Source organism: Porphyromonas levii (genome assembly GCF_018206105.1).
Classification (GTDB): Bacteria; Bacteroidota; Bacteroidia; order Bacteroidales; family Porphyromonadaceae; genus Porphyromonas_A; species Porphyromonas_A levii.
Genome location: NZ_JADRGN010000052.1, coordinates 1 through 11,763 on the forward strand (window position 1 = coordinate 1; position 11,763 = coordinate 11,763).

13 protein-coding genes are annotated in these 11,763 nt (G+C 45.6%); all 13 read right to left on the bottom strand.

Translation table 11 applies throughout. From position 1 onward, the window contains the following. Positions 1-160: 160 nt before the first annotated feature. Positions 161-1,240, bottom strand: a complete 1,080-nt coding sequence (mutY, locus tag IX315_RS08745; RefSeq protein ID WP_211637327.1) for an A/G-specific adenine glycosylase — start codon at positions 1,238-1,240, stop codon at positions 161-163. 24 nt (positions 1,241-1,264) lie between these two features. Further along, positions 1,265-2,218 carry a ribose-phosphate pyrophosphokinase gene (locus tag IX315_RS08750; RefSeq protein ID WP_018359043.1) on the bottom strand — a complete coding sequence of 318 codons (954 nt, stop codon included), beginning with the start codon at positions 2,216-2,218 and terminating at the stop codon, positions 1,265-1,267. 35 nt (positions 2,219-2,253) lie between these two features. Further along, positions 2,254-3,288: a UDP-glucose 4-epimerase GalE gene (galE, locus tag IX315_RS08755; RefSeq protein ID WP_018359042.1), complete on the bottom strand. Its 1,035-nt coding sequence runs from the start codon at positions 3,286-3,288 to the stop codon at positions 2,254-2,256. Positions 3,289-3,402: 114 nt separating this feature from the next. Further along, entirely contained in the window at positions 3,403-4,164 is a 762-nt protein-coding gene (locus IX315_RS08760; RefSeq protein ID WP_018359041.1) for an ABC transporter ATP-binding protein, read from the bottom strand. Beyond that, on the bottom strand, positions 4,161-5,165 hold the full coding sequence (locus IX315_RS08765; RefSeq protein ID WP_018359040.1) for a FecCD family ABC transporter permease: 1,005 nt from the start codon (positions 5,163-5,165) through the stop codon (positions 4,161-4,163). Before IX315_RS08765 ends, IX315_RS08760 begins: the two co-directional genes overlap by 4 nt. Beyond that, positions 5,165-6,316 carry an ABC transporter substrate-binding protein gene (locus IX315_RS08770; protein WP_018359039.1) on the bottom strand — a complete coding sequence of 384 codons (1,152 nt, stop codon included), beginning with the start codon at positions 6,314-6,316 and terminating at the stop codon, positions 5,165-5,167. Before IX315_RS08770 ends, IX315_RS08765 begins: the two co-directional genes overlap by 1 nt. A 1-nt stretch (position 6,317) precedes the next feature. Further along, positions 6,318-7,085 carry a CDP-alcohol phosphatidyltransferase family protein gene (locus IX315_RS08775; RefSeq protein ID WP_244973136.1) on the bottom strand — a complete coding sequence of 256 codons (768 nt, stop codon included), beginning with the start codon at positions 7,083-7,085 and terminating at the stop codon, positions 6,318-6,320. Then, positions 7,031-7,708 carry a phosphatidylserine decarboxylase family protein gene (locus IX315_RS08780; RefSeq protein WP_026215752.1) on the bottom strand — a complete coding sequence of 226 codons (678 nt, stop codon included), beginning with the start codon at positions 7,706-7,708 and terminating at the stop codon, positions 7,031-7,033. Before IX315_RS08780 ends, IX315_RS08775 begins: the two co-directional genes overlap by 55 nt. 38 nt (positions 7,709-7,746) lie before the next feature. Next, positions 7,747-8,466, bottom strand: coding sequence for a DUF5020 family protein (locus IX315_RS08785; protein WP_018359036.1), 720 nt, complete (start codon positions 8,464-8,466; stop codon positions 7,747-7,749). 169 nt (positions 8,467-8,635) lie between these two features. Further along, positions 8,636-9,796 (bottom strand): GTPase ObgE, encoded by a 1,161-nt coding sequence (obgE, locus tag IX315_RS08790; protein ID WP_018359035.1) that lies wholly within the window; start codon positions 9,794-9,796, stop codon positions 8,636-8,638. Positions 9,797-9,876: 80 nt separating this feature from the next. After that, positions 9,877-10,455 carry an adenylate kinase gene (locus tag IX315_RS08795; protein WP_018359034.1) on the bottom strand — a complete coding sequence of 193 codons (579 nt, stop codon included), beginning with the start codon at positions 10,453-10,455 and terminating at the stop codon, positions 9,877-9,879. Between the two features lie 112 nt (positions 10,456-10,567). After that, on the bottom strand, positions 10,568-11,110 hold the full coding sequence (locus IX315_RS08800) for a phosphoribosyltransferase (protein ID WP_018359033.1): 543 nt from the start codon (positions 11,108-11,110) through the stop codon (positions 10,568-10,570). Positions 11,111-11,276: 166 nt separating this feature from the next. Next, the coding region (locus tag IX315_RS08805; RefSeq protein WP_211837376.1) for a hypothetical protein at positions 11,277-11,763 on the bottom strand (487 nt) is incomplete at its 5' end.

Sequence of the window (11,763 nt, forward strand, 5' to 3'; positions counted from 1 at the left end):
TCTTGATACTACTGAGCGTTATTGCCCCGTTGGTCTCCTATTCCACAAGGCAAATGTGCCGTTTACACATGAAATAGTGATGTTGTAACGGAACGCTAGATAGAGTAATAGAGGGTGTATCGATGGTGGGTTTGCTATCGATACACCTTTTCTCTTATCCTTAGTATTGGAAGTGGTGGTCTAGGAATTGTCGGAGAGGCTTAGGAAAGGCAAGTGTAGTATGCTTAGAGAGTGGCATCGATAAGTAGGGAGAGGGTAGGGAAGTGGTCTCTATGGCATAGCATAGGTGGATGCGAATATGGAGTAACCGGTGTGTGAGCCTATGAGGCTTTAGGTCGAAGGTCTTTTGTAGTCTCCACTTTCCCTTTAGGTGCTCCTGTATCTCTTCTTCGCTCATTGTGTGCTCTGTGCTCTCTATAAGGGGGAATTGGTAGAGTCCTTTCCATATACCTCTTTTATCTCTCTGTTCAATCCAAAAGTTATCTCCATCGAGGAGGAGAAAGTAGTCTAGATAGCGATTATTCACAACTAATTTCTTGGATTTGATGGGAAGGAGTTCTATGAGTTCCCTATTTCCTTTGCTATTGCATAGGGAACCTATTGGGCACTCTTGGCACTTGGGTGCGCGAGGAGTACAGATCATGGCTCCCAAATCCATCACTGCTTGATTGTACTTCCCTGGTTGAGTGCCGTCTAAATACTCCGCTGCTAGTGCACTATAATATTTCTGCCCTTGGGTAGTATCGATGGGTACTTCTGTCGCGTCTACTCTCGAGAGCACCCGATAAACGTTACCATCTACGACTGCAAGAGGGTAGTTGTATGCGATACTCATGATAGCCGCAGTGGTGTAGGGTCCTATCCCTTTGAGTGCAGAGACTTCTTTCTCGTTTCTTGGGAATGACCCACCATGTTGCGCCACTATTTGTCTTGCTGCTGCTAGCATATTGTGGGCTCTAGAGTAGTACCCCAATCCTTCCCAAAGGAAGAGTACGTCCTCGTCTCGAGCATTGGCTAGTGCTACTACGTCAGGATACGCCTCTATAAAGCGCTTATAGTAGTCCCAGCCTTGTACTACTTGGGTTTGCTGGAGTATGATCTCTGACACCCAAATACGATAAGGGTCATCGATCCCTCGCCAAGGGAGTGTTCGCCCATATTGGTCAAACCAATCGAGCAATAAACGACGAAAGAGAGACAAGTGCCCCTCATCGTGTGTTGGGTACAGTCTCTCTTTCATCTGAAAATATGTAATAATATTCTATTAGATATCGTACAGATCGCTAATAGACTCGTGCTCTACTACACGGCGGATCGCCTCAGCAAACATAGGTGCCACTGATAGGCACTTGATATTCTTTCCACCCTTCTTGTATGGGATAGAGTTGGTGAATATCATCTCCTTGAGTTCGCTTTGCTCAATTCTTGTGGTTGCAGGATCACTCATCACTGGATGGCTTGCGAGTGCACGTACAGAGCGAGCGCCATTCTCAATCATAAGGTTTGCAGCCTTTGTCATAGTACCTGCGGTATCTACGATATCATCCACAAGGAGGACATCTTTACCCTCTACGTCACCAATAATGCGCATCTCTGCGACAACGTTGGCACGTAGACGAAGTTTGTGGCAGATTACTAGAGGCACTCCTAGAGCCTTTGCATAGGAATTAGCACGTTTGGTACCACCTACGTCTGGAGTTGCCATCACGAGGTTCTCGTGTGATATCTCGCCTTGGTTCATCAACTGCTTTACATAATCCAAGAAGAGATTGGAAGCGTAGAGGTGGTCCACAGGCAGATTAAAGAAGCCTTGGATCTGATCGGCATGGAGATCCATAGTAATCAGACGAGAAATACCTGCTGTCTGTAGAAGGTCTGCGATGAGCTTTGCCCCGATAGATACACGTGGCTTGTCTTTGCGGTCTTGTCTTGCCCAGCCAAAGTATGGGATAACAGCAGTAATGTAGTGCGCACTAGCCCTCTTTGCCGCATCAATCATCAGGAGAAGTTCCATGATGTTGTCTGTCGTTGGCATAGTAGATTGTACTAGGAATACATCCTTGCCTCTAATAGACTCTTCGTAGTAGACCGCAAACTCACCGTCCGCAAAACGGTCTACACGCATCTGACCTAGTTCACATCCCAAGCTGCGACATATCTCCTCGGCAAGGTATAGACTATTGGTGCCAGAAAAGACCGCAAAATCATTTGGTTTCATTTTAATATATACGTATTATATAAGTTTGGTTTTGTTTATTTGTTCTCTTTAGGAGTTACCTTGAGTTGCCAGTCCCAAGCACTCTTGAGCGCCTGTGCAAGAGTGCTTTTCGTACTCCAACCTAGGACTTCATTGGCTTTCTTAGGGTCTGCCCATACTTGCTCAATATCGCCCTCTCGCCTTGGTCCAATCTTGTGAGGAACCTTCACCCCTGTGGCTTCTTCGAAGGTGTGAATTAGCTCTAGTACGCTATTGCCACGCCCTGTACCGATATTAAATACCTCCAATGGCTCTAGGCTCTTCCCTTCCAGCATACGATCCATAGCTACGACATGTGCCTTGGCAAGGTCTACTACATGGATGTAGTCGCGGATACATGAGCCATCAGGGGTGTTGTAGTCATCACCAAACACGGTAAGCTCTTTACGTATCCCCGCCGCTGTTTGTGTGAGGTAAGGAATAAGGTTCTGTGGGACTCCTAATGGTAGCTCGCCAATCTCTGCAGTGGGGTGAGCACCAATAGGGTTGAAGTATCTTAGAAGGATAGCTTTGTATGGGGCACCTGCATGTATGGTATCTCGGATAATCTCCTCATTGACCTGCTTAGTATTGCCATATGGCGACATAGCGGGGAGTATAGGAGCGTCCTCGGTTACTGGTAGCTTCTCTGGCTGACCATATACGGTACAAGACGATGAGAATACAATGCCTTTGGTGTCGTACTCTTGCATGAGTTCTAGCTGAACTATTAGCGAAAGTAGATTATTGCGGTAGTACAGGAGTGGTTTCTCTACCGATTCTCCCACGGCCTTACTTGCTGCAAAGTGAATAATACCTGCTGGTCGATGCTCTGCATAGATCTTGCGCATTGCTGCTTTGTCGTTACAATCCACTTCATAGAATAGTGGTTCGGTTCCTGAGATAGCTGTGATACCACTCAGAACATCGCGGTTGGAATTCGAGAGGTTATCCACAATGATTACCTCGTAGCCTGCAGCTTGTAGTTCCACGGTAGTATGGCTGCCTATATAGCCCATACCACCAGTTACCAAGATCTTTTTTGCACTCATACAACTATATATACTTACTATTAAGCATCTTTAGCAATTTCAATTTTATCAGCTACAAAATTAGATAAATAAACTGACCTATCCCAATATATTGCTTTGATGTTACAGACTTGTTTATATCTGCCGAAGGTGTACTGCGCCTGTATGTGGGTCTAACTGAACTTGTTCGGAGCTGAATAACGCTTCGATTAATCCTGATGACTTCATCTCCTCTGTTGGGAGGGTAATGAGTTCATGATTCTGTATTAGCATTAGACGATCACAAAGTTGAAAGGCAACGTCTAGGTCGTGGGTGCTGAATATGATAATCTTGTTCCGCTCTTTGGTCAGTCGCTTCAGTAGGAGGGCTAGGTCGTATCGATTGGGCAGGTCGAGAAAAGCCGTAGGTTCGTCTAATAGGATGACAGGAGTATCCTGAGCTAGAGCTCGAGCTATCATTACCCTCTGGTTCTCTCCATCGCTGATTTGGTCTACATACCTATCTGATAGGTGGCTGATACCCACGAGTTCCAAAGCTTCACGTACTGCAGCCCGATCATTTGCCGAGAGCTTGCCCATGAGGTTGGTATATGGGCTTCTCCCAAGTCCTACCACCTCTGCTGCTGAGAGTTGTGGTACGCGGCTTTTCCTTGTTGATACTACACTAATTAGTTTGGCTCTCTCCCTTTCGTCCATCTTGTGTATTGCCTTTTCGCCTACCAGTACTTCCCCCGAGAGTAGAGGCAATAGCCCAGCAATATGACGTATCAGCGTGCTCTTGCCAGCTCCATTCCTCCCAAGTAGCGCCACCAATTGTCCCCCCTCTATCATCGTGTTTCCATCTTTCACAAGAGGGCGGTCATAACCTGCCGAAATATGATTAAGTAGGAGCTTCATCTGCGAGAGAGTTGTTGGAGGATGACTTTGAGGATAATCGGGATACTCAATAGAGCCGTTACCGAATTGATTGGAATCACTAATAGCTTGGCTATGATGTCACAAAGGAGCATTGCACTAGCCCCAACCAGCATAGTACTGGGTAGTAATACAGCATGATCCGACGTGCGGAATAGATATCGCGTAGCATGAGGAACAGCTAAACCTATAAAGCTAATGGGCCCGCAGTATGCGGTTACCGTCCCTGTCATAAGAGTAGTGGATCCGAATACAATTGTCCGAGTGCGCTTAATATTCATACCCATAGTCTGGGCATATTCATCACCAAGTAGCTGTAGGTTCAGTGATTTGATGGAGAGGATAGAGAGCATCACTCCAATTATTAGGATTGGTACCATAATATTTAGGTGCCCTCTCGTGATATTGGAGAGCGATCCAAGATTCCAAAGAGTGAAGAGTTGTAGCTGTTCTGCGCTGGAGTAGTACTGTAGTATCTGTATAATTGAGCTTACGATGTAGCTGAGCATAACACCTATTATGAGTACCCCAAAGATGTTCTGTATCTTCCGGCTTAAAGCGAGTATCAAGAAGAGCACTATTGCAGCACCAATCCACCCTGCACCTAGAATCCCAAAGTCTAAAACCCACTGTGGCACGGCTATATCAAACAGAGGTATCCCTAAGAAGAACAACGCCACACCCAAGCCAGTACCAGAGCTTACTCCTAGTATATAAGGATCGGCAAGCGGGTTTTGGAAGATGGTCTGCATCATCAGTCCACAAACGGGGAGTGCTACCCCTATGAGTATTGCTACAAATACTCTAGTGCTTCTGATTTGCGTGATGATGTGTTGTGTTCCTAGGTCGCCCTTCCCAATAAGGGCTTGCCATACTTCTGAAGGTGAATACAGCACGTCTCCTACCAATAGATCGGTGATAAATAGGATTACCAGTAATACGCTGAGTAATACGAGAGTGAAGTATCTGCGATTGTGTCTCATTATTCTACTGGGATGTGGCGGTAAAAGTGTAGTTCGTGCTCTTGTAGTTCAGGATAAAAGATTTCTATCAGATCTCTGAGGATAAGGTCTGGGCGCACAATCCCCTCTTGGTAGTATGCCGAACCTCCGCCAGGAGTTGTAATAGCATTATTATTATACAAATGATCGAGCTGTATCGGTCTTATCTCCGAAGCATGCGCTCTGAGGGCAGGAGCGAGCTCCGAATACTTCTTTGTAGTGTGTCCAAGCCCTATCCAGAAGTCCGCCTCTCTAAGCATTGTAAAGGCTTCCTCCATTCCTATCTGAGAGACATCCCCGACCTCTTTTTCACCAAAGAATGGTTCCGCCCCTGCATCCCTCATAAGTGTTGTTGTCGTACTCTTTTTCGGTGGAAGTACCCATGCGTCATTAAAAGGTGTATTCAGCATCACCTTAGGCTTATCTTCATCAGGGATATTAGCGGTAAGGGCTTTTGCGTCTTGGTAGTTGCGCACAATCTCTTGGAATAAGACAGTACCCTCCTCCCTCATGTTCTCTATTTCTGCAAATAGCACCAACCACTCACTCTTTCCTAGTACTTCCCCTTCTAGATATGCTGCACTATATATATAAGGTATCCCTAGCTCCTCCAGTTTGTCCGTCATCATTTTTTGCTCATCTGCTACGCCATAGCAGAAGACAACATCTGGCTGTAAGCTCACCAATGTCTCATACTGGATTTGTTCCCCCAAATCCTTTACTCCGTTCTTAGGATCTGTAATCCACGGGTTGAATACATATTGTAAACCGCTCACCCCTACTACTCTCTTTTCTCTCCCAAGGAGTTCGAGAATCCCTATATTAGTAGTTGAGAGTGCAACTATCCGTTGGGCATCAGCTTTTATCACCTGTCCCTTGAAGCCTATTGGAGGTTGTTCTTCTGCCCTTTGGATATAAGTATCCATTACTACACCAGTTGCGCCTTGCCAAGGATTGGTGATCCGAATCATTGTACTTTGGTATCCCTCCAGACTATATATCGTAAATCCTGTAGCATATTCAGGAGTATAGAGCGCCGTTAGTAGCTCTTCGTAAGACTTAGTCTGCTCCTCCTTACAGCTCACAAATAGAGTGAGTGCAAGTAGTAGGTATAGGGAAAAGTATCGCTTCATTTTAGGGTATTCTCTGCTTAAAGTAATCCCAAAGATTAATCAATAGATAGAGTGTTAGAGCGATAGCCAATCCTGTAAAGCTATAGAAAATGACACCCACTATACCAGCAGCTACCACTAGTCCGATTCGGATGAAGTGCCCTTTTCTACTCATGGTGTTGGAGCCTTTCAGAGAAAACATCGGGATCTCGCTAATGAGTAGATATGAAAGCAAGATAATGACTACGGCATACGCAGGATACACTTTGTAAATAATCGATAACGGAGCTCCGCTTATGGCATTAGCATTGGTGATTGTGAGGTGCGCTAATCCAGCAAAAAACAAAGCATTGGCAGGAGTAGGAAGCCCTATAAAGGATACAGTTTGGCGATCGTCATGGTTAAACTTGGCTAGTCGATACACCGAGGCAGGCACTATCACTAAAGCCAAGATGGGGTATGGAAAACCAATCGACTCCAAAGCCACAGTCATCATGGCTGCTGGCGCCATGCCAAAAGATATGACATCACAGAGAGAGTCGATATCTTTCCCTAGGGGAGAGAAGGCTTGTAGCTTACGAGCCGAGAAGCCATCGAAGAAGTCCATAACTGCTGCCAAGATCATAAAGATAATAGCAGCGAATATATCTCTCTGCCCTAGTGCATAATAGATAGCAATAGAGCCAAATAGAGAATTTGAGAGACTGATTAGGTTTGGGATATGCTTCTTGATGTTCATTCTGCTTGTGGGGGCTTGGGTAGCATAGCTATCAAGGTCTCGTTGCCCCATACCTTCTGGTTAAGTTCTACCTTGATGTCACTCCCAAGAGGGAGGAAAAGATCTACACGAGAGCCGAACTTAATGAACCCCAATGGTTCATCTGTATCGTACTCCTCACCCACTTCTGCATAGGTGATAATACGGCGAGCTACAGCACCTGCTATCTGTCTCACCAGTATGTTGTGCCCATTCTCCGTTTGTACCACCACGCTGCTACGCTCATTCTCCACACTACTCTTGGGAAGGTTAGCGCTCATGAAGCGTCCTTCGTGATGCGCAGTATAAGTCACCTCTCCTGCTACAGGGAACCATTGTGCATGCACATTGAAGATAGTCATAAAGGTGGAGATTTGTATGCACTCACACTTCAAGACCTCAGGTTCATATACCTGCTCAATCGCCACTATCTGACCATCCGTAGCAGCTAGCACCGCACAAGGGTCTGTGGATTGCTGTTTCCGCTTAGGGAAGCGATAGAAGTTAAAACTCAGTCCAAGTAGTACCGAAACACAAGGCAGCCAGAGCCAAAAAGGTATCTTGCTATCTATATTCGTGTATAGGAATACCAAAGACCCCACCAATAGCAGGGTGGCACCCGCAAGGAATGTCCATCCTTCGGCGTGCACCCGCATCAAGCGCTTGCGGCGTTTGTATAGGCTTCGCTTACGCATTACTTAAAGGTCCACTTAGCACCTATTGTAGGAAGAGCATAGAAGCGATCCGGAGAAAGCATGCTATAAGTCAGCTTAATCTCTGTACCTAGGCTTAGGTTGAAGTCGTCATCTACACCCACAAATTGATTGAGGTTCACCCAGAACTGTGGCTCGGCAATAAAGCGGATACCACTATTTACACCCTTAAGGCTCTGGGTGCTAATGGTGGCAAAGCCATTGATTGTGAACACTCTATTCCAGCTATTCCAGCACCAGACACCCTGGAGGGTCATATTATGTGGCTTTGCCCATCCTTTATCGTATCTGTACGACATGTTCACGCCCAAAAAGGTCTGGTCTGTAGCATACTTCCAAGCTAGACCGCCCAGGAATGAATGGTTGAAGGCAAATTCATTGCCCCTCATTACACCTCCATTATATTCAGTATGGATAAAGATAGGTGCATCCCAAAACTTAGTGTCACGGTGTATCTGAGTATACACGTTTTGCAGATTGCCATTCCCCATATTCAAGTCCACAAATGCAAAGTTGCACCCCCACTTGTCGACAGAGGAGTGCTCTAGGGTTACTAGACTCGTGGGCTCCTTACGCTCCTTGAGATCGTTGTAGAAGTGGGTTCCCACAATGTAATGATACTGGATATTGGTCTGTGCCTTTGCACTTCCAAATAGCCCAAATAGGCAAGCCCCTAGGGCAATAAGCATGAGCTTCTTCATAAGCTTTGTCCTGATCTTGTAATTGTTAATTCTCTATATTACTCCCCTTCAATGGACAAAGTTACTAAAAATACTGAGTTGCTCCTAGTGGTTTTGTCCTTATGGGGAAGCAGTATATGGGAAGAAGAAAGGTCTAGTACATCATCCATGGTAAGTGGAGATGCCCCACTTATTCCCATGAATCCTCATCGAGCATTCGTCCGCCAGCATTGTCGTCATACTCGTCCTCCTCTACCTCGTCTTCCTCTTCGTAGTAGAACTTATCTTCCTTAAATTCCTTTCCTACAAGGGTTAGATTCATATTCTGGCGTACCATAGGGCTGACCTCGTGGAAGTTGTTAATCGTGATACTTCTCCATATAAGGTCTTTCAGCTCTTGCACCCCCTTGCCTGTGACAGCCGAGAAGAACACATGCTCTACGCCCTCAGGTAGAGTAGGGAGTAGCATCTCTTGTAGTTCCGCATCGATAAGGTCACTTTTGGAAATGCCGAGTATCTTATTCTTTACCATGAGCTCTGGGTTGTATTGCTCTAGCTCATTGAGGAGTATCTCATACTCTTTTGCAATGTCTTCTGTATCAGCAGGGACAATGAAGAGTAGTACCGAGTTGCGCTCAATGTGCCTGAGAAATCTAAGACCTAGCCCCTTGCCATCAGAAGCACCCTCTATGATACCAGGGATATCTGCCATAACAAATGAGCGACCATCACGATAATTGACTATGCCTAGGTTAGGCTCTAGGGTAGTGAATGGGTAGTCTGCGATCTTGGGTTTGGCAGCTGATACGATGGAAAGGAGGGTAGACTTGCCGGCATTGGGGAAGCCTACTAGTCCTACATCGGCTAGCATCTTGAGCTGCATGACTATGGTCATCTCCCTTGCTGGTTGCCCTGGCTGGGCATAGCGTGGAGCCTGGTTAGTAGGCGTGGCGAAGTTGGTATTACCTAGTCCTCCTAGTCCACCTTGGAGAAGCATAATCACCTCGTCATGCTCACGTACCTCACATACAAATTCGCCTGTTTCAGCATCATAGATAACAGTACCTAGTGGTACATCTATATACACATCCTGACCATCCTTGCCAGTGCTATTCTTGCTAGACCCATGCTCCCCATCTGTGGCAAAAATGTGGCGTGCATATCTCAGGTGGATAAGCGTCCAATAATTGCGGTTCCCTCGGATGTATACGTGTCCGCCTCTACCTCCATTTCCTCCGTCTGGACCACCCTTCGGGATATACTTCTCCCTGCGGAAGTGGCTTGAGCCAGCTCCGCCCCTTCCCGAGCGACATACTATCTTTACGTAGTCTACAAAGTTGGATTCAGCCATTTTCTTTACTTATATATATTGTGTGCAAAAAAAGTAGCGGGTAGTGGCTGTCTTATGTGCCTCTACCCGCCATCTAATGATTATTTTGTGTATTTGTCAATACCATCAATTAGCCTTTGGGTAATACCCTCTATAGTGCCTTCTCCATTGATAGAGACGAGAGGGTAATCTTGCTCCTCAAAGTAGGAGATAATTGGCTCTGATTGTTCGCGGTAGACGCGAAAACGTTTGCTGATTGTCTCTTCGTTGTCATCGGAGCGCCCAGATACTTTGCTCCGAACCAGCAGACGTTCCATGAGTTGTCCCTCAGGCACATCCAGTGCTACAAGGAGCGGTAGCTTCCACGATCTATCCTGGAACTCTCTGATAAGTTCTTTAGCTTGTACAATAGTGCGAGGAAACCCATCCAAGATCAGACCCTTATAGTCCTTGATATTATTGATATGGTCAAATAATATCTTGAGGATGAGTTCGTCTGGTACTAGATTGCCTTGCGAGATAAGCGCCTCTACCTTATGACCCATTTCACTCCCCTCGGCTACTTCTCCACGCAAGAGATCGCCGGTCGAAATGTGCTCAATTCCATAGTGCTCAGCAAGGAACTTGCTCTGAGTCCCTTTCCCTGAGCCAGGAGCACCAAAGATTAATAAATTAAGCATAAACTCATGTATCTTCGTAGCAAGTTACTATGTATCTAGCTACAAGTTTATGAAACAAGACTCTCGTGTACTATACGGTACCCCTGTGCCTTGCTTCAGCAAAATATGATGATTACTTCTTTAGCACGTATATGTCACGGAGCATACGCCCTCCGCCATTGTAGTCCAAGCCACAGCCTAGGATAAAGTCATTGGGAATCTCCTTGCCTACGTACTCTGCAGGCTCGGCACCCTCAGCTAGTGCATCGGGCTTAGAGAGCATAGCAGCTACATACACTTCCGTAGCACCACGTTGTTTGTATAGCTTACGAAGCTCCGTTACCGTGAATCCCGTATCTATTAGATCCTCTAGAATGACTACCACTCGCCCCTCCATAGGCGCTGTGGGCTTCATGATTTCGTGGAGAGTGCCTGTAGAGGAGAGCCCGTCATACGATGAGTACTTAGCAAAGGCGATGTCGTATATACTATCCAACTGGCGTGCCAGCTCGGCAGTAAACATAAATGCGCCATTCAGGATGCAGACAAAGAGCGGATTCTTTGCCCCTAAGTCATGCACAATGTCCTGAGCCATACGTTTAACCTCAGGACGCAACTCCTCTTCTGAAAGGTAGGGAACAAATGTTAGCCCATGTACCTCTATGCTCTCTTTCATTGCAAAAACTACTTATTGCTACTTATAATTATAATGTGCAAAGGTACCTAAAAAATAAACACCTTCCACCTCTCATGTAGGGGTAATGTATCAAGGATTGAGGCTTATGACTATCTATATTTTATATTGAGTGACTATCGGGAGACGACTACGATCCGTTTTGCTACTATTTTACGGTGAAGAAAATCGGTTTTGGTTCTGGCTTGTCTCCGACCACTACTGAGAAGAATTGACTTGAATCCACAGGCTTCCCAGAGTCTGGTACATGTGAAAGGGAAATATACAGCTCATAATTCTGGTCTTGAAGTATTTCATCCCATTTCTTACTTCGCGAATTAGACAATCGTTCATTGAAAGCCTCAAAGACCTTCTCTCTCTTATAATTAGTGGCAACAACAATTCTCGCATATGAGCCCCAATAGATATCTGAAACATATACTCTGTCAGAAAAGGAAGTGTATGTTTTGACTTTAGCTTCGACACTAAAGTTTATGAAATAATACTCTGCATAGAATACATTCTTCCACTTTTCAGATAATTGCCTCTCTTTGAGGGGGTCTAAGGCAATCGGTAAATGCAGGGTAATTTTAGAGGTACTATCCTGAAAACCATAGGAGTATCCTTCATGTATAAGCCCTTTAGATTTCGCATGT

Bases quoted from the DNA above. Each gene is read 5' to 3' on its own strand.
- mutY (WP_211637327.1), bottom strand. From the start codon at position 1,240: ATGAAAGAGAGACTGTACCCAACACACGATGAGGGGCACTTGTCTCTC.
- IX315_RS08750 (WP_018359043.1), bottom strand. From the start codon at position 2,218: ATGAAACCAAATGATTTTGCGGTCTTTTCTGGCACCAATAGTCTATAC.
- galE (WP_018359042.1), bottom strand. From the start codon at position 3,288: ATGAGTGCAAAAAAGATCTTGGTAACTGGTGGTATGGGCTATATAGGC.
- IX315_RS08760 (WP_018359041.1), bottom strand. From the start codon at position 4,164: ATGAAGCTCCTACTTAATCATATTTCGGCAGGTTATGACCGCCCTCTT.
- IX315_RS08765 (WP_018359040.1), bottom strand. From the start codon at position 5,165: ATGAGACACAATCGCAGATACTTCACTCTCGTATTACTCAGCGTATTA.
- IX315_RS08770 (WP_018359039.1), bottom strand. From the start codon at position 6,316: ATGAAGCGATACTTTTCCCTATACCTACTACTTGCACTCACTCTATTT.
- IX315_RS08775 (WP_244973136.1), bottom strand. From the start codon at position 7,085: ATGGGGCAACGAGACCTTGATAGCTATGCTACCCAAGCCCCCACAAGC.
- IX315_RS08780 (WP_026215752.1), bottom strand. From the start codon at position 7,708: ATGCGGGTGCACGCCGAAGGATGGACATTCCTTGCGGGTGCCACCCTG.
- IX315_RS08785 (WP_018359036.1), bottom strand. From the start codon at position 8,466: ATGAAGAAGCTCATGCTTATTGCCCTAGGGGCTTGCCTATTTGGGCTA.
- obgE (WP_018359035.1), bottom strand. From the start codon at position 9,796: ATGGCTGAATCCAACTTTGTAGACTACGTAAAGATAGTATGTCGCTCG.
- IX315_RS08795 (WP_018359034.1), bottom strand. From the start codon at position 10,455: ATGCTTAATTTATTAATCTTTGGTGCTCCTGGCTCAGGGAAAGGGACT.
- IX315_RS08800 (WP_018359033.1), bottom strand. From the start codon at position 11,110: ATGAAAGAGAGCATAGAGGTACATGGGCTAACATTTGTTCCCTACCTT.